Origin of the sequence: Planotetraspora thailandica (assembly GCF_016863335.1) — a bacterium.
GTDB lineage: Bacteria > Actinomycetota > Actinomycetes > Streptosporangiales > Streptosporangiaceae > Planotetraspora > Planotetraspora thailandica.
The window spans coordinates 40273-60742 of sequence record NZ_BOOR01000017.1 but is presented as its reverse complement, the minus strand read 5'-3'; the positions used below and the strand labels follow the sequence as shown (position 1 = coordinate 60742).

18 protein-coding genes are annotated in these 20470 nt (G+C 68.3%); 6 read left to right on the top strand and 12 right to left on the bottom strand.

Annotated elements, in window-relative coordinates:
- Positions 1–10: 10 nt before the first annotated feature.
- A complete protein-coding gene (locus Pth03_RS13445) occupies positions 11–1753 on the bottom strand; it encodes an MOSC and FAD-binding oxidoreductase domain-containing protein (RefSeq protein WP_203944563.1) in 1743 nt (580 codons plus the stop codon).
- 143 nt (positions 1754–1896) lie between these two features.
- On the opposite strand from Pth03_RS13445, the gene Pth03_RS13440 reads away from it, so the two are divergent.
- Complete coding sequence (locus Pth03_RS13440; protein ID WP_203944562.1) at positions 1897–2781, top strand: LysR family transcriptional regulator; 885 nt, start codon at positions 1897–1899, stop codon at positions 2779–2781.
- Between the two features lie 7 nt (positions 2782–2788).
- Here the strand turns inward: Pth03_RS13440 and Pth03_RS13435 are convergent, their stop codons facing one another.
- Complete coding sequence (locus Pth03_RS13435; RefSeq protein WP_239119004.1) at positions 2789–3304, bottom strand: CGNR zinc finger domain-containing protein; 516 nt, start codon at positions 3302–3304, stop codon at positions 2789–2791.
- A gap of 83 nt (positions 3305–3387) precedes the next feature.
- Between Pth03_RS13435 and Pth03_RS13430 the strand changes: the two genes are divergently transcribed.
- Positions 3388–4242 carry an alpha/beta fold hydrolase gene (locus Pth03_RS13430; RefSeq protein ID WP_203944561.1) on the top strand — a complete coding sequence of 285 codons (855 nt, stop codon included), beginning with the start codon at positions 3388–3390 and terminating at the stop codon, positions 4240–4242.
- A gap of 36 nt (positions 4243–4278) precedes the next feature.
- On the opposite strand, the gene Pth03_RS13425 is transcribed toward Pth03_RS13430, so the two are convergent.
- Positions 4279–4665, bottom strand: coding sequence for a TraR/DksA family transcriptional regulator (locus Pth03_RS13425; RefSeq protein ID WP_203944560.1), 387 nt, complete (start codon positions 4663–4665; stop codon positions 4279–4281).
- Positions 4666–4797: 132 nt separating this feature from the next.
- A complete protein-coding gene (locus Pth03_RS13420) occupies positions 4798–6216 on the bottom strand; it encodes an aldehyde dehydrogenase family protein (RefSeq protein ID WP_203944559.1) in 1419 nt (472 codons plus the stop codon).
- Between the two features lie 197 nt (positions 6217–6413).
- On the opposite strand from Pth03_RS13420, the gene Pth03_RS13415 reads away from it, so the two are divergent.
- On the top strand, positions 6414–7247 hold the full coding sequence (locus Pth03_RS13415) for a helix-turn-helix transcriptional regulator (RefSeq protein WP_203944558.1): 834 nt from the start codon (positions 6414–6416) through the stop codon (positions 7245–7247).
- A 38-nt stretch (positions 7248–7285) separates the two neighbouring features.
- On the opposite strand, the gene Pth03_RS13410 is transcribed toward Pth03_RS13415, so the two are convergent.
- The 7 genes from Pth03_RS13410 to Pth03_RS13380 form a co-directional block, all read right to left on the bottom strand.
- Positions 7286–8101, bottom strand: coding sequence for an SDR family NAD(P)-dependent oxidoreductase (locus Pth03_RS13410; RefSeq protein WP_203944557.1), 816 nt, complete (start codon positions 8099–8101; stop codon positions 7286–7288).
- A 210-nt stretch (positions 8102–8311) separates the two neighbouring features.
- The gene (locus tag Pth03_RS13405; RefSeq protein ID WP_203944556.1) at positions 8312–9103 is read right to left on the bottom strand and encodes an SDR family NAD(P)-dependent oxidoreductase; all 792 of its coding nucleotides are present in this window, start codon (positions 9101–9103) and stop codon (positions 8312–8314) included.
- The gene (locus Pth03_RS13400; protein WP_203944555.1) at positions 9100–9789 is read right to left on the bottom strand and encodes a TetR/AcrR family transcriptional regulator; all 690 of its coding nucleotides are present in this window, start codon (positions 9787–9789) and stop codon (positions 9100–9102) included. Before Pth03_RS13400 ends, Pth03_RS13405 begins: the two co-directional genes overlap by 4 nt.
- Positions 9790–9846: 57 nt before the next feature.
- On the bottom strand, positions 9847–10581 hold the full coding sequence (locus Pth03_RS13395; protein ID WP_203944554.1) for an alpha/beta fold hydrolase: 735 nt from the start codon (positions 10579–10581) through the stop codon (positions 9847–9849).
- Between the two features lie 176 nt (positions 10582–10757).
- Positions 10758–12134, bottom strand: coding sequence for a CHASE3 domain-containing protein (locus tag Pth03_RS13390; RefSeq protein WP_203944553.1), 1377 nt, complete (start codon positions 12132–12134; stop codon positions 10758–10760).
- Between the two features lie 187 nt (positions 12135–12321).
- Complete coding sequence (locus Pth03_RS13385) at positions 12322–13062, bottom strand: TIGR03943 family putative permease subunit (RefSeq protein WP_203944552.1); 741 nt, start codon at positions 13060–13062, stop codon at positions 12322–12324.
- 5 nt (positions 13063–13067) lie between these two features.
- The gene (locus Pth03_RS13380) at positions 13068–14081 is read right to left on the bottom strand and encodes a permease (RefSeq protein ID WP_203944551.1); all 1014 of its coding nucleotides are present in this window, start codon (positions 14079–14081) and stop codon (positions 13068–13070) included.
- A gap of 855 nt (positions 14082–14936) precedes the next feature.
- Here Pth03_RS13380 and Pth03_RS13375 point away from each other — a divergent pair.
- Positions 14937–17171, top strand: a complete 2235-nt coding sequence (locus Pth03_RS13375; RefSeq protein WP_203944550.1) for a discoidin domain-containing protein — start codon at positions 14937–14939, stop codon at positions 17169–17171.
- A gap of 122 nt (positions 17172–17293) precedes the next feature.
- Here Pth03_RS13375 and Pth03_RS13370 read toward each other — a convergent pair whose 3' ends face one another.
- Complete coding sequence (locus Pth03_RS13370) at positions 17294–17548, bottom strand: hypothetical protein (protein WP_203944549.1); 255 nt, start codon at positions 17546–17548, stop codon at positions 17294–17296.
- Positions 17549–17852: 304 nt separating this feature from the next.
- Between Pth03_RS13370 and Pth03_RS13365 the strand changes: the two genes are divergently transcribed.
- Positions 17853–18644: a phosphoribosyltransferase gene (locus tag Pth03_RS13365; RefSeq protein ID WP_203944548.1), complete on the top strand. Its 792-nt coding sequence runs from the start codon at positions 17853–17855 to the stop codon at positions 18642–18644.
- Positions 18645–18697: 53 nt separating this feature from the next.
- The gene (polX, locus tag Pth03_RS13360) at positions 18698–20428 is read left to right on the top strand and encodes a DNA polymerase/3'-5' exonuclease PolX (protein ID WP_203944547.1); all 1731 of its coding nucleotides are present in this window, start codon (positions 18698–18700) and stop codon (positions 20426–20428) included.
- Positions 20429–20470 lie beyond the last annotated feature (42 nt).

Sequence of the window (20470 nt, the reverse complement as noted above, 5' to 3'; positions counted from 1 at the left end):
TCCCCAGACGTCAAAGGTCCAGCACCAGGTCGTCTCGCGGCCTGGCGCAGCAGATCAGGACGTCTCCGGCGGTGGGGGGTTCCAGCGGGTCGGGGGAGTAGTCCACGTCTCCGGCGAGGAGCGGCGTGGTGCAGGTGTGGCAGACGCCGGTACGGCAGGACCAGCGGGTCGGAACGTCGCAGGCGTCGGCGAGGTCGAGCACGGACCGGTGCCGGGGCGACCAGCGGACCGACAGGCCGCTGCGGGCGAAGGTGATCAGCGGCCCGGCGCCGGGTTCGCCCGGCGGCTGGTGCGGCGGTACGGCGGGCCGGGGCGAGATGCCCGGGGTGATGGCGGCGAGCGCGCCGAACAGTTCGGTGTGGATGTGGTCGTCGGCCAGGCCGATCGTGTCGAGCATGTCGCGCATGGCGGTCATGAAGGACGCCGGGCCGCACAGGTAGGCGGTGGCGTCGGCAGGCAGGCCGAGCGCCGCCAGGCCGTCCAAGGTGGGCCGGCCGTGGTGGATCACCGGGCCGACGTCGCCGGACTCCGTGCGGCCGGTGGCGTTGTGGGAGTCCGCTGTATAGAAGACGTGCTCGTGCGCGTGGGGGAGAGAGGTCAGCAGGGTGTGCGCCTCGTGGGCGAACGGGTGCTCGGCGGGTGTGCGTGCGGTGTGGATCCACCAGACGGGCCGCGCGGTGGGCTCGGCGGCGAACCGGTGCAGCATCGCCATGACCGGTGTCGCGCCGATGCCGGCCGACACGAGGAGCACGGGCCCGCCGCCGGGGGCGAGGACGAAGTCGCCTCGCGGCGCTGCTGCTTCCAGCACGGCGCCGGTCCGCAGGTTGGCGTGGAGGTAGCGGCTGACCAGGCCGAATTCCTCGCGTTTCACGCTCACCCGGTAGGCGGGCGCGCCGGGCGGTGAGGAGAGGGAATAGCTGCGCACGGGTGCCGGGTCGCCTGCTCCGCCGACCCGGAGCGTGAGGTACTGCCCGGCCTCCGCGACCGGCAGCACGCCCCCGTCGCAGGCTTCGAGGTGGACCGACAGCACCGACGGGGTCTCGTGCACGATCCTGGTCACTCGCATCGGGCGGAAGCCGTTCCACCCTTCGGGGCGCGGCGTCGCCGTACGACCGGTGGCCATGTCCTGGAAGGACCGCCGCCAGCCGGGGCTGAGGGCGGGAATGGCGAGCGCTCTGCGGAGTTTGTCAGGGTCCTGACCCGGGAGGTAGAGCAGGGCGTCGGTGTCGGCGACGCTGAGCGCTCCGGGGCCGGTCCTGGTCTTGACGATGGCGTCGCCCGCCTGCACCTCGCCCTCGGTGATGACGCGGAGGTAGAAGCCGGGGCGGTGGTGGGAGACGAGGAGGGCGGGGAGTTCGGGTTCGCCGAGCCGCATGCCGACCCGGTAGCAGGTGACCCGGGGTTGCGTGACCTCGAACTCCGCCTCGCCGATGCGGTAGCGGTCGCCGATGCACACGTCGTCGTCGGGCAGTCCGTCGACGGTGAAGTTCTCCCCGAACTGGCCGTACTGGAAGTCGGACCGGCCGAAGTAGTCCTGCCAGTAGGCGTAGGACTGGATCTGGTAGACGAGCACGGCCCGCTGCTCGCCACCGTGCCCTTGCAGGTCGCCCTGGCCGTCGCCGTCGATGTTGAGCCGTCTGGCCATTCGCGGGCCGGTGACCGCGTGCTTCCAGACGCCGGTGTGCACGGTCCTGCCCTGCCAGGACACGTCCTTCGGCATCCCGACGTTCACCGACAACAGCTTCGCCATCATGATCCTCGCCATGGCACCGCGCGGCCGATCACGGAAACGGTGCGGCCCTCCTCCGTCGTATGACTCCAACCCTAACCACTGCCCTCCTGACCTGGCTTCTGTCGGATTATGAAACTTTTGGGGGAATAGAATAGTTTTTGCGAATGGCCACACTTCGTGCGCTGGAGTGTCTTGTGGCCTTGGTGGACACCGGATCGGTGACCAAGGCCGCCGCCACGCTGCACATGTCCCAGCCCGCGCTCTCCCATCAGATCGCGGCCTTGGAACGAGAACTGGGGACGCAGGTCGTGGAACGCCTGGCGCGCGGAGTCCGGGTCACCGCCGCCGGTCACGCCACGGCAGCCGAGGCCCGTGTCGCGCTCCAGGCGGCGGAGCGAGCCGTACGGGTGGGCCACGAGGTCGGCGCGGGGTTCGCAGGCCGGCTGAGAATCGCCTGCGCCGAGACGATGACCGTCTGGCTGCTCGTCCCGGTGTTGCGCCACTGGTGTTCGGAGCGCCCCGGCGTACGGCTGGACCTGATGGAGTTCACCAGCGCCGATCGCATGGTGGACCACCTCATGGCGGGGGAGGCGGATCTCGTGATCGGGCCGCGCCCCACCAGCACCTCCGCCCATGTCGAGGTGCTGGGCCAGGAGGAGATGGTCGTGGTGGCACCCGAGGATCACCCCTTCGCGGCCCGGCCATCGGTCGCCGTCGCGGATCTCGCCACCGAGCCTTTCGTCCACTACGACCGGGACAACGGGATGGCGGTGTGGATCGATCAGTTCGCCGCAAGGCACCAGGTGACACTCGCTCCGGTGCTGCGCACCCGCAGTCCGCGGACGGCGGCCCAACTCGCGGGAGCCGGGATGGGCGTCACCATCGTGCCGGCCTCCGCCCTGATCGCCGCCCCGTACGGCGTGGTCCGCCCCATGGATCCGCCCGTCCGGCGCGACGTGATCGCGATCATGGCGGCACCGGCGGACAGCCTCGCCCGGCGGTTCGTGGCGGACCTGCACGCACGCGGGTTGCCGGCCACCGAGATCTGAAGCCGCCTCAGCCGGCCTGCGCCTGCTGCGTCCGCTCATAGTGCCGCCGGGCCTTCATCCGGTTGCCGCACGCGGCCATGGAGCACCAGCGGGCCTTGTTGGTCTTGCTGCGATCGATGAGGAACAGCCTGCACTCGCTGTTCGCACAGGGCCTCAGCCGTCCGGGCCTCGCCTTCTCCAGCGCGTCCCAGGCCAGAATGACCCTGACGCCCATCGCCCGCCCCGGGGGCGTGTCAAGCGACCATTCCATGCCCTGCTCCGACATGGCCGGGCGGTAGGCGACGTCGTCGAGAAACGGCCCCAGCGCGCTCGGCGGCAGTTCGCCGCGAACCACCCCCTGCAACGCGTCCCTGACGTGCCGTACGGCGGTGCGCTCCTGCGGCGACCCCTCGCCTCCGCGCTGCCGCAGCCATGCGCGCGCTTCAGCCGGATCGGCCAGAAGGTCCCGCTGGACGCCGTCGACGACCGGGGTGCTGTTGAGCACGTCCAGCAGCACCTCTTCGTCCGCCATCGTCTCGATCACTACCTAACCCCTTTGAATCACTTGACAGGTTAGAACCCTCTCTGGTTCAGTCTAACCAACCAAGCCGACTTAAGGGGTTAGCAATGGCGAGCGTCCATCACCGATACGCGATCGTGCAGGGCAGGCGGCTGTTCTACCGGGAGGCCGGACCGGCGGACGCGCCCGTGCTCGTGCTGCTGCACGGCTTTCCGACCAGCTCGTTCATGTTCCGTGAACTCATCCCGGCACTGGCCGACCGCTACCACGTCATCGCCCCCGATCACCTGGGGTTCGGGCTGTCCGACGCCCCGCCCGTGGAGGAGTTCGGCTACACCTTCGACGCGCTCACCGAACTGACCGCGGGCCTGCTGGACCAGCTAGGCGTCTCCCGCTACGCCGTCTACGTCCAGGACTACGGCGCTCCGATCGGCTGGCGGCTCGCCCTGAACGATCCGGACGCGATCACGGCGATCATCACGCAGAACGGCAACGGCTACGAGGCCGGCTTCGTCCAGAGTTTCTGGACGGACATCTGGGACTACCACCGGGAGCAGACCCCCGAAACCGAGCGGGTCGTCAGCCAGGCGCTCACCCTCGACGCGATCAAGTGGCAGTACGTCTCCGGCGTGCCGGACGAGACCCTCGTCAGCCCCGACACGTGGCATCACGACTTCGCCCTGGTGTCCCGCCCCGGCAACGACCGCGTCCAGCTGGCCCTGTTCCTGGACTACGCCACGAATCCTCCGCTCTACCCGCGTCTCCACGCGTACCTGCGTGAGCGTCAGACGCCTCTGCTCGCCGTCTGGGGCAAGAACGACGGAATCTTCGGTCCCGCCGGCGCCCACGCCTTCGCCGACGACCTTCCCGACGCCCAGATCCACCTTCTCGACGGTGGCCACTTCCTTCTGGAGAGCGCCCTGGACGAAGTGACTCGACTGATCAGGGACTTCCTCGGCTGACCCGACCGGCTGGAGATCGCGGTCCGGGCCGTCGTGTCAGCGGCGGCCGGAGGCGCAGGTGACACAGGTCCTGGCGGCCGGGAGAGCCATCAGGCGCTCGACGGGGATGCGCTGTCCGCACCTCTCGCAGATCCCGTAGGTGCCATCGCACAGCCGTTCGAAGGCGACGTCCAGATCGGCGAGGTGCGCCAGAGCCTGGTCGAGGAGGGATTGCACGTGGGCGCGCTCGAAGGCCGTGGACGTCCCCTCCGGGTCGTGCTCGTCGTCGGGCGCCGTCAGGGCGGACGATTCGACGATCTCGTCCCGGTCACGGCCCAGCATGGCGATCCGGGCCGCGGTCATCCGGCGGTCGGCGTCCAGCAGCTCCCGAATGGCGGCCTGTTCTGACGGGGAGAACGTGGCGTCCTGATTGCGTTCGGTCATCACGGTTCCTCACCTTCTCGACCAGGCTATTCACTGTGCGCCTGACTCCTCTGAGGGCGGGCATGCCGTCCGCGCCTGGATCGGCGCGGACGGCACATCGACCGGCGCTGAGGCCGAGGTCCCACGAGAGGGTCAGCGCTGGATCGACTTGGTCTCGAGGAACTCTTCGAGGCCGTGGCGGCCGAACTCACGGCCGTTGCCCGACTGCTTGTATCCGCCGAACGGCGCAAGCGGGTTCCACTCGGCTCCGTTGATGTCGACCTGCCCCGTGCGCATCCGCCGGGCGATCGCGAGCGCACGGTCCGCACTGCCGAACACGCCGCCGGTGAGCCCGTACATGGTGCTGTTGGCGATCTCGACGGCGTGGTCGTCGTCGACGTACGGAATGATCGTCAGGACCGGCCCGAAGATCTCCTCCTGGGCGATCACCGAGTCCGGTGCGACGTCGGCGAAGATCGTCGGCCGGACGTAGGCGCCCTTGCGCAGGCCGTCGGGCCTTCCCGGTCCGCCGAACACGAGCCTGGCGCCGTCGGCGACGCCTCGCTCGATGTAACCGTTGACCCGGTCGCGCTGCGCCTCCGAGGCCATCGGGCCGATGCGGGTGGCCTCGTCGGACGGATCGCCGACGGTGTATTCGGCGGCGGCGGCCACGGCGAGCTCGATCACCTCGTCCTGACGCGACGCGGGCACAATCATCCGCGGCCACGCGCCGCAGACCTGGCCGCCGTTGGCGAAGGCGATGCCCAGGCCGTGCCGTACGGCATGGGCGAGGTCGGCGTCGTCGAGGATCACGTTGGCGGACTTGCCTCCGAGCTCCAGCGCCACCCGCTTGACGGTCTCCGCGGCGACGGCGGCGACCCGCCTGCCCGCCCGGGTCGAGCCGGTGAACGACACCATGTCGACCCCGCGATGCGCCGCGATCGCCTCGCCGACCACCGGGCCCGTGCCGTGGACGACGTTGAAGACACCCGCGGGCAGTCCCGCCTCGGCGGCCACCTCGGCGAGGATCCCCGCCGTCAGCGGCGCCATCTCCGACGGCTTGAGGACCACGGTGTCACCCGCGACCAGGGCGGGCGCGACCTTCGAGACGACCTGCTGCAGGGGGAAGTTCCACGGCGTGATGGCGCCGACGACGCCGATCGGCTCCCGCACCACCAGCGAGTTTCCGATCTGCTCCGTCCAGGCGAAGTCGGAGGCGAGCGCGGCGAAGGACGCGGCCACCTTGACAGGGAAGGCCGCCTGCGCGAACCGGGAAAGGGAGATGGGAGCCCCCATCTCTCGGGTGATCGTGGTGGCGATCTCCTCGGCCCGGCGTTCCAGTCCCTCGGAGATGCGGCGGACGATCTCGGCACGTTCGGCCGGATCGGTGGCAGCCCAGCCCGGGAAGGCCGCCGTCGCGGCGGCGACGGCCCGGTCGACGTCGGCGGCGGTGCCCGACGGCACCTGGGAGACGACCTCATCGGTCGCCGGGTCGACCACGTCGATCATGTCCCCGGACCCGGCGACGGCCTCGCCCGCGATCCAGTGCGTGTTCAGCGTTCGTGTACTCATGTGGCCACCGTGGCAGCGGGGGACGACCGCAGGAATGTTCTCCTCATCCCTGGATCCGCTCGGCCTGGGCGGACGCCGATCCCAGGATCGGGAGTGCATGGATACGGCCGGCCGGTGCGGGACACCATGGGAAGCGCCCCTGACCGGGAAACGTTGTCAACCACAGTGCGGCAGACCTCGGAGAGGGGAGTGGAGCCGTGGACCGGGCCCGACTGGCCGATTTCCTGCGCGCCCGCCGGGAGGCGCTGCAGCCCGAGGACGTGGGACTCCCGCGCGGTGGACGGCGGCGCACCGGCGGTCTGCGCCGCGAGGAGGTCGCCGTGTTGTCCGACATGTCGGTCGACTACTACAGCAGGCTGGAACAACAGCGCGGGCCGCACCCGTCGGAGCAGATGCTGGCTGCTCTCGCCCGCGGACTGCGCCTCTCACTCGAGGAACGCGACCACCTGTTCCGTCTCGCGGGTCATGCCACTCCTCAGCGGGTCCTGCGGACCGACCACATCAAGCCGGGCATGATGCGCATCTTCGACGGGCTCGAGGACGCCGCCGCCGAGGTCGTGACCTATCTCGGTGAGACGCTGAAGCAGACCCGGCTGGCGAAGGCCCTCGTGGGCGACCAGAGCGCGCACACCGGTCTCGCGCGCAGCGCTCACTACCGGTGGTTCACCGACCCGGCAGCACGGTCGATCTATCCGGAGGAGGACCACTCGGCCCACAGCCGGCTGATCGCGGCGAATCTGCACCGGATGTACACGCGTGACAACACCGACTCCCGCGCGGCCACGATCGTCGACGCCCTGCTCGCCGAGAGCCCGGAATTCGCCGCGATCTGGCGCGAGCACCCGGTGACGGGCCCGTACTGCCCGCCCAAACGTGTTCAGCACCCCGAGGTCGGCCTGCTCGAACTGCACTGCCAGACCCTGATCGACCCTGACCAGTCGCAGGCGCTGGTCGTCTACACGGCGACTCCGGGCAGCGAGAGCCACGAGAAGCTCCGCCTGCTGTCCGTCGTCGGGAGTGTGCACGTCTGACCATTGCCCCTGCCCTGCGGCTCACCGGCGTCGCGGGATCAGAATTGGTCGTGGAGGGCGCGGAGCGTGATGTCGTGCAGGCGGTCCTGCGTCGCCTCATCGGACGCCTGCGGATTGGGCGGCTCGGGGGTCCGCTCGTCGTAGTAGACGCCGTTGTCGTCGCGGCGCATGGCGACGTACCGGATGTTGGCCGCCGCGTGTTCAGGCCGGTCGCCGGCGATGGAGAACATGGCGTGCAGGAGCCGGGTCGCGATCACGCCCGGATGCATGCTGACGACGTCGATCGACCGGCTGGGCCGGTGGGCGGCCAACCAGCAGGAGTAGGCGACCAGCGCGAGCTTTGAATGCGCATACGCGGTCGACGGCGAGTATGCATGACGGGCCAGGTCGAGGTCGTCCAGGAACAGCGTCGCAGAAAGGTGCGTGGCGGAGGCGACGTTGACGATCCGCCCGCGTGAGCCGTCGCCGATCAGGTCGATGAGCCTGGTCGTCAAGAGGACGGGAGCCAGGTAGTTGGTCTGGAAGGTGATCTCGTTTCCGGCCCTGCTGATCGTACGAGTGGGCGGGCCGGGCCTTGCGGCGTTGTTGATGAGGATGTCGATCCGCTCGGTCGCCTCGCGGATCCGTACGGCGAGCCGCGTGACGTCGGCGAGATCGCCGTAGTCGGCAGCGAAGTACGTCAGCCGCGCATCGGGACGCATCGCTGCCCGCACCGCATCAAGCACGTCCGCGATCTCGTGCTCCTGCTCCAGGCCATGGAGGATCAGGTGGCCGGCCCGGTCGGCGATGGACAGCGCGGTGGCACGGCCGATCCCGGTCGTCGCGCCGGTCAGCACGACGGTCGCATCGGGCATCGCATCTCGTTCGGCGGTCGGGTGTGTGTGCACGACTCCGGTTCCCATCTCGTCCCTGAACGTGGTTCTTTCCGAGGCTGCCCCAGCGGGGCCGCCATCGATGATCAGGTTAGGCGCACGCCCGTGAGGCGGTGCCGCCGCAGTCCCGCTTCGCCATGCGGCCGAAGACCGTTGTACGGCCGGCAGCCGGCGCGGGCCCGCCCTCTCGCTTCAGTGCACGAGGGTGGAGATCCAACCCCCGTCGACGCTCAGGGTCTGTCCGGTCACGTACGAACTCGCGTCCGTCGCGAAGAAGAGCACCGCCTGCGCGATGTCCTCCGGCTCACCCAGACGACCCAACGCGTACTGGGCGCTCAAGGCCTTCTCCCACTGGGAATCAGCGAAGATCGCGGCGGACATGTCAGAGCGGGTCACGGCGGGGCGCACCGCGTTGACGCGCACGCCCTTGGGTCCCCAACCCGCCGCGAGCGAGCGGGTGACGGCGTCGACTCCGCCTTTGGTGGCCGCGTAGAGACTCTGGTTGGGCATGCTGCGCTCGCTGCCGACGACGGAGGAGATGTTGACGATGCTGCCGCCGCCGTTGGCGGCCATGTGTGCGGCCGCCCTTCCTCCCAGAAGGAGCGGGGCCCGGCAGTTGAGCGCCCAGAGGGCGTCGGCCTCCTGAGGCGTCAGCTCGTGACTCGGGGTGAAGTTCTCGGCACCCGCGCAGTTCACCAGGACGTCCACGCGGCCGAGTCTCCGGATGGCGATGTCCATGACTTCTGCCGGGGCCTCAGGCCGTGAGAGATCGGCGGGTATGGTCACCGTGTCCCCGGCATCTCCGGACAGGGTGCGCGCGACGGCGGCGAGCGACTTCTCATCGCGTCCCACCAGGGCCAGCCGTGCGCCGGAGCGGGCCAGGAGGGCGGCCACGCTCGCTCCGATGCCTCGCCCGCCGCCGGTGACCAGCGCAGTCCGGCCGGCGAGCGGGTGGGTGGGAAGGCCCGGGGCTGCTGCCTTCATGTGGTTCTCTCCTTCGGTCGCGGTTCCGGCTCAGCCGGTCCGCCTGGGTGTGTCGCACTGGCGGGGCGGCGGTAGGCGCCGTACCACCAGATCTGTCCGAGTTCGCGGGCGAATGCGGCATCGCCGCTCCCGTCGTCGACGCTGATGTGACGCGCGATCGCCTGGGAGCCGCCCCAGACGATGATCCGGCTGGCCGCCACGGCGTCGAGGTCGGACGGTGTGGTGCCGGCTTCCTGCTCGGCCACCAGCGTCCTGAGCACGGCCTCGTCGAATTCCTCGAGGTCGGCTGTGTAGAAGTTCCGTACGGCCGGATCGTAGGAGGCGACCTCGCGGACGGCGGACAGCACGATGCGGTTGGCCCGGTGGATGGTTATCACTTCTTCGAAGAACCGGGCGTACCGTTCCGCACCGTCCTCACCGGCTCCGGGATCCCATTGCCTGGCCAGCGCCAGCAGGCCGGTCCTCAGGTTTTCCGCGAGGCGTGCCAGGATGTCCGACTTCCCCTGGAAGTGCGCGTAGAAGGTGGCCCGGGAGACGCCGGCCTCCTCCAGAATGCGCTGGACGCTGATCTCCGTGAAGGACTCCCCGTTGTTGAGGAGCCTTTCTACGGCCGACAGCAACTGTGCTTCGGTCGCGGCCGAGCGCTTGTCGTGGTGGGCGGCCTGACGTCGGGTTACGGATCTCATGGTCTCGTTCCAGGAAAAGCGGGCGGGTGTGCCTGATTCAGGACCCCTGCGTTCCGTTCAGCCAGTTGGCCTGGCCGGGTCCACATTCGTGGCGATCTTCACAAGAATCTCCGCGAACTCGCGTGGGTTCGAGTAGAAGGGCGCGTGGTGTCCGGGGCATCGGTAGACCGTATCGGCACGTGCCGCCATCTGCTCGGCCACGGTTCCGGTGATGGATACATCGCCGTCCGGGATGACGTAGCTGTTGGGCACCGACTTCCAGCCCGCGCGCGTCACCGTCTCGAAGTCGGCGCGTGGGGTCTGCGGAACCAGCCGGGCAGCCGCGGCAGCGGTCTCCGGATTCGCCGGGTCTCCGTCGTAGAAGGCGGCGGGCAGGTTGAGGTCCGGGTTCTCCGCAGGGCGCAGGCCGGCCAGGGAGTCCGGCACCGGAACACCGTGGGTCTGGAACATCCCCTCGCCGACGTCCAGCATGTAGGCGGCGACGTACACGACGTGCGCGACGTTGGAGGCCGTGGCGACGGCCTCGGTGGCCGGCACACCGCCGTACGAATGGGCCACCACGATGACGGGGCCGGTGATCCCGTCGAGCGCCTCGCCGATGACGCGGGCATCGTCGTACATGCCCGGCAGCGGCTCTGCCGGCGAATCATCGTGCACCGCACTGGGCAGGGTCACCGTCTGCGATTCCCAGCCGTCGGCGTCAAGCACATGTTGCAGCCTCTCCCACACCCACGGCCCGTGATGGCCTCCGTGCACCAGGAGGAATGTGGGGCGGTTCGCGTTCTCCAGCAAGTCTTCTCTCCTTTCGTGCTTCGCCGGCGCCGACGCGCGGCGGTCGCATACACGTTCGCTCCGCCCGGGACGCCCTGGGAGCAACCGGACAGACCAAGACAATACAACATATCTAAACACTGTGTATGATTACGGAGAGCGAGGACGGCAGTGGATCACCGGAAGGGGCGGGGAGATCAGGCGTCACCCGGTGTGATCGGCCGGTCGTCGGTGAGAGGGATCGTGACGAACAGCGACGTGCCCTTCCCCGCGGGGCTTTCGACGTGGATGCTGCCGCCGATGGCCTCGACCCGGTCCATGAGGCCGATGAGCCCCGATCCCTGTCGAGGATCGGCTCCTCCGACGCCGTCGTCGCGAACCGAGAGACGGAGGGCGGAATCCTCCACCGTGAGGTCGACATGCACCGTCGAGGCGCGCGCGTGCTTGGCCGCGTTGGTCAGCGCCTCCGATACGACGTAGTAGGCGGTCACCTCGATGCGTTCTGCCAGGCGGGTCCAGGCGCCGACGTTGAGTTCGACCGGTACGGCGGAGCGGCGCGCGAGGGCCCTGAGGGAGGGTGCGAGGCCCCCTTTCGAGAGAATCGCCGGGTGGATGCCCCGCGAGAGCTCGTGTAACTCCTCGATGATGTCGGCGAGATCGTCGGTCGTGCGAGACAGCTGCTTTTTGAGCTCGTCCTGTCCGCTGGGCACGGCCTCTTCCGCCCTTCGTAGGAGGAGCGCAAGCGAGACGAGGCGCTGCTGCGTACCGTCGTGCAGATCACGCTCGATTCGGCGGCGGGACTCGTCGGCGGCCGCGACGACCCGGGCACGGGAGGCGGCCAGTTCGGCGCGGCCGGCCTCCAGAGAGCTCGCCATGGTGTTGAGCGCGCGTTGGAGGTCGCCGATCTCGCCCTCCTCGGTCGCGGGCATTCGCACGCTCAGGTCACCGTCGGCGAGGTCGCAGGCCATGACGGACGCGCGACGAACAGGCCGGACGATGGATCGGATCACGTAGCCGTTGAAGGCGAGGATGAGCAGGGCCGATACCGCGACGCCGGCGGCCGCCCCGACGGTGGCCCAGCGACCGGCCGCCGTGGCACGTTCCTGGTGCTCCACGAGAAGTTTCCGCTCGGAAGCCACAAAGTGGTGGAACTGATTGCGAATCCCATCTAGGCGGTGTTTTCCTTCTTCTGTCACCGCGACAGTGCGCGTGGATGCCGGATCTTGCCGGGCGGCCTCCACGGTCGGGACCGAGTAGTCCCGGATATAGGAGTCGATGGTCTGCGTGAGCCGGCGGGCCTGCTCTCCCTGGCTGGCGTGGCGGGTGGCTGCCCGCTGTTGCAGGGTCGCGGTCTGCTGGGGGAGGGCGGCGCGAGCGTTGTACCACGGCTGGAGGAAACGTTCGTCTCCGGTGATGATGAATCCGCGCTGACCGGTTTCAAGATCGATGACGAGCTTCTCGACGTAGTACGCGCTTTGCAACGCCTCTCCGGAAGATTTCTGGAGATTCATCGCCTCGCGTAGGCCGGCGATCGCCAGGGTCAGAGCGGCGAAGGCGCCACCGATGAAGATCAAGAGCAGGATGCTCGCGACGACTGTGCGCCGGGTCAGTCCGCCTCTCCCATTGGCCAGTCGCATGCGACGCGCAACAGGCACCCTCATGGTTCGCCTCTTGACCAAGATTGTCAGCTTTGTGTCATCTTATTCCGATAGTGGGTGACGGGTGGAAGCCGGACGCCCCGGATCGCTCATGCGCCGGCGATCACTCGTATGGCTCGATCGGTTGCGGGATCTCGGCGACCCCGTCGGCTGCCAGCTCAGGGGCCGCCGTGCCGTTCGGGATCTTGCCGGACTTGGGGGCGATCCAGGTGCCCGTGACCTCGACCCAGGTGTCGTCCGGCGGGCGCTCGGCGCCGAGGACGGCGACCTTCAGCGCGATGGCGTCGGCGGCGCAGCAGCTCATCTGCATGCGCGCGACGTACCACCGGTCCTTCTTGGCGGAGCGGACCACGAAGCCGGTGAGCGTCACCTTCTTGCCGCTGAGCGTGCGTTTGTGATCGCTCCAGGCCCGGCCGATGAACTCGCCGATCGCCATGGGGGTGACCTTGTCGGCGGCAAGTGGGACGTACGCCTCGGCGGGCTGGACGGGCGGGCGGGCCGGGGCCTCCTCCGAGCGGGCCGCGAAGGCGCCCAGCGGGGCGGGGGCGATCAAGAAGATGGCGAACACGGGCAGGCACAGCAACCAGGCCACGCGGGGCACCCGCGAGTGATCATGCCCGTGGGCGCCGTCAGGGTGTGCCCCGTCATCGTGGGGGCCGTCGCGGTGGCCACCCTCACGCCACTCTTGGACCAGGCCGATCACTCCCAGAGCCAGCACGACCACCCCGGCCGCGATCAGGAACGGCCGGAATCCCGGCTTGACGTAGTCCGTGTACGTCGTGGACAGGACGGTGATGCGCAGGACGGCCCCGCCGAGGAGCGTGAGGATGAGGCTTTGCGACATGCGGTTCACAGGAGGACCTCTCCCACGGCGATGCTCGTCACGATGCCCAGCGCGAACGTCAGCGGGACGAATCGGGCGGCGAACGCCCGTCCGAAGGTGCCGATCTGCAGGGCGATGAGTTTCAGGTCCACCATCGGGCCCACCACCAGGAACGCCAGTTTGGCGGTGGGGGAGAACGCGGTGAGCGACGCCGCCACGAACGCGTCGGCTTCCGAGCAGATCGACAGCAGGACGGCGAGCAGGCCCAGGGCGATCACCGACAGCACGGGCACGCCGGCCACCGTGGTGAGCCAGGTGCGCGGCACCATGACGTTCAGCGTGGCCGCGGTCAGGCCGCCCACCACGAGGAATCCGCCCGCGTGGAGCAGGTCGTGACGCATCGCGTCGCGGAAGGCCACCCAGGCTGAGCCGGAGGCCGGCGGACGTGAGGGGATGCGCAACCAGTCGGACCTGCCGAGGCGGAGCCAGATCCAGCCGGCCAGCACCGCCACGATGAGCGAGGCGCCGAACCGTGAGACGACCATGAGTGGCTGCTGCGGGAAGGCCACGGCCGTGGCCACCAGGACCACCGGGTTGATCGCGGGCGAGGCCAGGAGGAAGGCCAGCGCGGCCGCCGGGGTCACGCCCCGGGCCATCAGGCCGGATGCCACCGGCACCGACGCGCACTCGCAGCCGGGAAGGACCGCGCCCGCCGCCCCGGCCACCGGAACCGCCGCGTACGGATGACGGGGGAGAGCCTTCGCCCAGAACGACGGCGGCACGAACGCGGTGATCGCGGCCGACAGCAGGACGCCGAAAACCAGGAACGGCAGGGCCTGCACGCAGATGGCGACGAAAACCGTCGCCCAGGTCTGTAGAGCCGGTGCCGTCAGCAGGGGGACGAGAAGGAACTGGCCGAGGATCAGGAGGATGACGATGAGGCCGAACGTCCAGGGCGTCACCGGAGCGACGGCGGATCTCCGGCCCCATCCGGAGGGAGGCAGTTCGACTGATCGGTCGGCCACCGTTCGGTCAGACATGCGGCAATCCTGGCAGAGCCGATCACGCGTCCAACAAAGATTCGATCGACTGGCCGGTCTCGAGGAGGATCTGGCTGAGATCGGATATCCCGCGGGGGCTTGAACGCCCGACCCGGCCACCCATACGAACGCCCGCCCAGCGGCGCGAGACGGCAATTCCGCCATGAGCACGGTTCAAGTACATTGCTGAAAATTCCGGGTGTATGCGTCCCACCTCGCGGCACTGACTCATCCCACCGCGGCCTCGTCGTGAACCTCCCGGACCTGGGAGTCTGTCCCGAACAGGCCTCCCGGTGTCCGCTGCCGGTTTCGAATGCCGAGCCCTTCAGGGAATCGTTTCGGCATGGGCCGGCTTTCGGCCGATGACGCGTACGGCCGGCCCCTCATGAATATCCGGGCCGTCATATTGCGGATCCACCAGACATCCGATCTATCGACTAACCGGTCTGGCTGAATGATGTTCGCTTCGCGCGGCTTGTGATGCTTTCTCACTACTGGCCCTTTGCGATTGTGAGGGCGAATTCGCCGTCGCCACGATGATCGGCCTCTCGTTTTTGGCTATTTGCCCACATTCGACGGTGGGTGGCACTTGTCTGCGAGCCGCCTCGGTGCCGCCCGGGCCGCAGTACCGGTGAGCGGCCGCTGCGGGCACCCCGTTGACAACGTGTCTCGTTGTGTGGGATCACAGTCCAGAGATCCAATCTTTGCGGTCTCGGGAGTCCCGCCGTGAGCGCTCACGGCGCGGCTGCCGGGGCAACAGCGCGGCCGATGTCCCGACCCGGAAGGCGTACGTGAAAACCCTCCCGTGAGCGCTCACGGGAACGGGCAGTCGTGCCGCATCTCCAAGGAGTTCACATGGTCAACCCCCCGTCCGAACAGGGGACCAGAGCAGCGAGACCCCGGCGTCGCAGGGTCGCCGCCGCGGCCGCCGTGGTCGTCGCCCTGGTCCTCAATGTGATCATGATCAGTCCCGCCCGCGCGGACCTGTTCAATCCCCGTCAGGAGTTCCTCCGCAATGCGGTCGGAGGTCTCTTCCTGCACTGGGGTGAGCGCACGGCGCCCCAGCACACCGATTGCGCCCAGTGGGAGGCGGACGTCACCAACGGCGGATGGACGCCCGACTACTGGCTCGACGAGGCGCAGAAGCTGCACACGCAGTACATCGTGCTCGCCACCTTCCACAGCCGGCTCGGCTACGCCCGCCCGTGGCCGTCCGCCATCCCGGGCAGCTGCAGCACCAAGCGGGACTTCCTCGGTGAGCTGATCGACGCGGCCAAGCCGCGAGGCATGAAGATCGTCCTGTACATGACCGATGACCCGCAGTGGCACACGCAGGGCCTGACGTCCGGTGACTGGCTCGACTCGGCCGCGTACTCGGCCTACAAGGGCCATGACGTCGACATCACCACCCGCGACGGGTTCGGCGAGTTCAGCTACGACAACTTCTTCGAGGTCATGGACCGCTATCCCGACCTCGGTGGGTTCTGGATCGACAACGACAACGCGTACTGGGAGAGAAATCACCTGTACGAGCAGATCCACCAGCTGCGGCCGAACTACACGCTGAGCAACAACAACGAAGACACTCCAGAAATGGACATGATCAGCAACGAGCAGAAGACCGGCATGACGCCGTCGTACGACTACCCCCAGGCGGTCTACACGGCACAGCCGCGGCTCACCGAGGCCGACTTCAAGCTCCCCACGACCGGCAACTGGTGGTACGACGGGGTCGACCCGTCCGTCGACTACAAGGTCTCGCTGGGCCGGCTGATCACCAACGTCGGATCTTCGGTCAAGGCGCTCATGGACGAGCAGGCCATGGTCAACGGCCACTTCCCGCCCAAGCAGGAGGCCTTCAACAACTTCGCCGACGACTACCTCGACCAGATCTGGGAGTCGCTGAACGGGGTCGAGGGCGGCGGATACATGTACGGCGGGCTCGAGCCGGGCGGCTGGAACGACGGCGCCCACGGTGTCACCACGATCAGCCGTACGGACCCGAACCTCCACTACATCCACGTGGTGACGCCGCCCACCGGGACCACCACTCTGAAGCTGGGCGACAACGGCTACAAGATCAAGAGTGTGACCAACCTGCGCACCGGCGCCAAGCTGAAGTTCTCCCAGTCGAACGGCACTCTCGCCATCACCGGGATCTCCGAATGGGATCCGTACGACACGGTCCTCAAGGTCACGTCGAACGGGCGTGCCAAGCCGTACCCCGGTGTCACGGTCACGGCGAGCGCGTCCGCGAACGGCCACGACGCCGCGGCGGCCGGTGACGGCGACTACCTGACGTACTGGGACAACAACAAGACGCTGCCGGTCTCGCTCGACTTCGATCTCGGCAACGCCGACCGGGTGCGGTACATCGGGCTCAACCAGCGTGAGGACTCCGTCAGCTACGCGCGGTCGGCGACCGAGCAGTCGGCCCGCATCCGCGACTACGAGGTGTACGCGAGCGACGACGGCGTCAACTGGGGCGCTCCCGTCAAGATCGGCACGCTGCCCAGCCAGCGTGGCGTGGAGATCATCGACCTGCCCCACACCACCGCCCGTCACGTCCGCCTGCGGGTGCTCAGCACCTACGCGGCTTCCACCGACACCACCAGGTACAAGCGGCTCCGCATCGACGAAGCGTGGGTCGGCAACCACTATGTCCGGCATGGGAAGCCGATCGCGGAGGACGGCGCCGATGGCGGTGCCACCCTGCCGATCTCGGTCGAAGGGGAGAGCGGCGTGCTGAGCGGGTCCGCCAGGGCCGACGTCTGCCCGGGCTGTTCGGGCGGCGCGAAGGTGCGCTTCATCGGCAACAACACCTCCAACTACGCGACGTTCAACGTCAACCTCGCGGCCTCCGCAGCGGGGGAGAGGCAGTTGACGATCGCCGGAGAGGTGAGCGGAACCCGGTCGTTCTCCGTGAGCGTCAACGGCGGCCCGGCCGTCACGGCGGCGCTCACCGGCACCACCTGGGACTCGCCCACCACGACGACCGTCACGGTGCCGCTGAACGCAGGCATCAACACCCTGAAGTTCTTCAACGACACAGCGAACGCGCCTGACCTGGACAGCTTCACGATCAGCTGAATGACAACGCCCGCCCTCCGACCGAAGGAAGGAGGGCGGGCGTTGGATCATCCCGCAAAGGATACTGCTGCGGGCTTGGCGTATCTATATAAAACGGGCAAACTCAAGCTAGCGCTAGTTGCCTAGAAACCCGCTGCCGCCGCGGTGTTTTCCGCGTCTGATGCCGCGTCCGTCGCCTTCCCCATGGCCTTCTCCGTATTCGTGGGCTCCTTTTGCAGCTGTGGAACGTACTTTTCCACGATGGGGTTGCCCTGGGCAGCCATCTTCAGTGCCCCTTCCGCCACAGGGTTGCCCTGGGCAGAAGCAGCAGACTGCGCCGCAATCGACAGGAACGCCGCCGAGGCGGCAATGAAGCCAATGCGTGTGAAGTTTCGCATCGCTGACCTTTCTTGACGTAGGGTCTTACTCACTCAGCGATACCCCGCCATTTTTAGTGAATACTCCGACTCGCCCATATGTGGCCGCTTTTCTGGTTCAAGATGACCATGAGTTGATGATGCCCGAATTGTCCTGCGGAGAGGGTAAAGCCGGTCGGCTGGACCAAACGAAGCGGCGCGCGGGCTCGTACACCGTGCGGGGGACTGCCGGTCATCCCTGCCCTCGGGCCTTTCGGCCCTGCCCCGGCCGGACTCGCGGCGGAAAACTGGCAGATGAGTCGGCGGGCCCATGGGCATTGAACTGATGATCACATGGCGTGCCACTCCGACGGCAAAGGACCCGAAGCGCGCGCAGGCGCCGTCGATCGTCATCCGGCGTCCGCGGCGCTCAGGGGTGTTCCGGCACCGAGCCTGCGAGGGGGTGGGCGGAGTGTTCCTTGACCGTCATGACGCGGGGCTGCGTCTTGCCGAGCGGATGCGGGGGATCACCGACCCGGCGAACGCGGTTGTTCTGGGACTCCCCAGGGGCGGGGTGCCTGTGGCGTTCGAAGTGGCCCAGGCGCTTGGAGCCCCACTGGATGTGATCGTCGTCCGCAAGCTCGGGGTGCCGTACCAGCCCGAACTGGGGTTCGGCGCCGTCGGCGAGGGCGGAGTGATCGTCATCAACCGCAATGTCGTACGGCTGGCGGCGCTCACCGAGGCGGAGATGACCCGGGTGGAGGAACGCGAGCGGGCCGAGCTGGGGCGACGCGCGCGCCGCTTCCGCGGCGAACGGCTCCCGCTGGAGCTGAGAGACCGGACGGTGATCGTGGTGGACGACGGGGTCGCCACAGGGGGGACGGCCCGCGCCGCCTGCCAGGTCGCGCGTGCGCGCGGAGCCTCGCACGTGATCCTGGCAGTGCCCGTCGGCGCGCCGGAGACGATCAGAAGCCTGCGGGAGGACGCCGACGAGGTGGTCTGCCTGGAGACGCCGGACTACTTCCACGCGATCGGCGTCTGGTATCGCGACTTCTTCCCCACCACCGATCAGGAGGTCGTGGAGCTGCTGCGGCGTGCCGCGCCGGCGGACGAGGAGTCCACGGCAGGGTCCCCGTGACCCCATGGCCTGTTCGCCGGTGGGCGCCGGAGGCGCTGAATGAGGTGGACGAGATGGGCACACGCAACGACGAGATCGCGGGGTTGCTGCAGGAGTACGCGGACCTGATCGCGATCACCGGTGGAGACGCGTTCAAGGTGCGGGTGTACGAGAAGGCGGCCCGTTCGGTCGGCGGATACCGGCAGGACGTTGCCTGCCTGGACGTGGGCGGGCTGCGGCGGATACCGAATGTCGGCGGGTCGATCGCAGGCAAGATCGATGAGTACCTGCACACGGGTGCGATCCATCAGCTGGAGGAACTGCGGGCGAGGATTCCGGCGGGGGTGCGGCAGCTGATCACGATTCCGTCGCTGGGGCCCAGGAAGGCGATGGTCCTGTACCAGGAGTGCGGAGTCGACTCGGTCGAGTCGCTGGAGGAGGCGATCAGGACCGGGAGGCTGTGCGGCCTGCATGGCTTCGGGGAGAAGACCGAGGACAACCTGCTCCACGGGATCGAGTTGATGCGCAAGGCCGGCAGGCGCGTCAACATCGGTGTCGCGATGGCCGTCGCCGAGGAGGTCGTCGCCGCGCTTTCCGCGATGCCGGGTTGCCTGCGGTGCGCTTACGCCGGGTCGCTGCGCCGGATGAAGGACACGATCGGCGACGTCGACGTGCTGGCCACGGCCCGGGACGCGCCGGCCTTGATGGCGGCCTTCACCACGCTGCCCTCCGTGGCCGAGGTGATCGTGCACGGCGAGACCAAGAGCTCGATCCGGACGGCCTCAGGGCTGCAGGTCGACCTCCGGGTGGTGCCGCGGGATTCCTGGGGTGCGGCGTTGCAGTACTTCACCGGCTCCAAGCCGCACAACATCCGGACGCGTGAAATCGCGGTGCACAAGAAGCTGAAACTCTCCGAGTACGGCGTCTTCGACGTGGCGACCGGAGAGAAGATCGTCTCCGCCGACGAGGCGGAGGTGTACGGCATGCTCGGCCTTCCGTGGATCCCGCCCCCGTTACGGGAGGACAGCGGTGAAATAGAGGCGGCGTTGCGGGGAGAGCTTCCGCAGGTGGTGGCCGAGGAGGACATCCGGGGCGATCTCCACACGCATACCGATCTCACCGACGGCCTGGCGTCGCTGGAGGAGATGGTCGCGGCGGCGGCCGCCCGCGGCTACGCCTACTACGCCGTCACCGATCACGCGCCGAACCTGTACATGCAGCGGATGACCGACGACAAGGCACTGGATCAGCGTGAACGGATGCGACAGCTGGGCGATGCCTATCCCGAGATGTGCCTGCTGCACGGGACCGAGCTCAATATCGACCCGGACGGGAACGTCGACTGGCCGCCGGATTTCCTGGCCGGGTTCGACCTGTGCGTCGCTTCGGTGCATTCGCATTTCACCCAGTCTGCGGCTGAGATGACCCGGCGCTTCGTCCGGGCCTGCGAGAACCGGAACGTCAAGATCATCGGCCATCCCACCTGCCGGACCATCGGCAAACGGGAGCCGGTCGAGGCCGACTGGGAGGAGGTGTTCCGGGCGTGTGCCCGTACGGGGACGGCTCTGGAGATCGACGCATTCCCCGACCGCCTCGACCTGCCCGCCGAACTGGTACGGCGAGCTCAGGAGTACGGCGTCCTGTTCTCCATCGGCAGTGACGCCCACGCGGTTCCGCATCTGAGCATGATGCGCTACGGCGTCGGCACCGCCCAGAGGGGCTGGCTGGCCCCGGATCGCATCATAAACACCTGGCCAGTGGGCCGCTTGCAGGAGTTCCTGGCGGCCCCGGGCGCGAGGTCATGATGGGGCCATGGCCGGGTGCAGCCGTTTCACCGCGTTCATGAC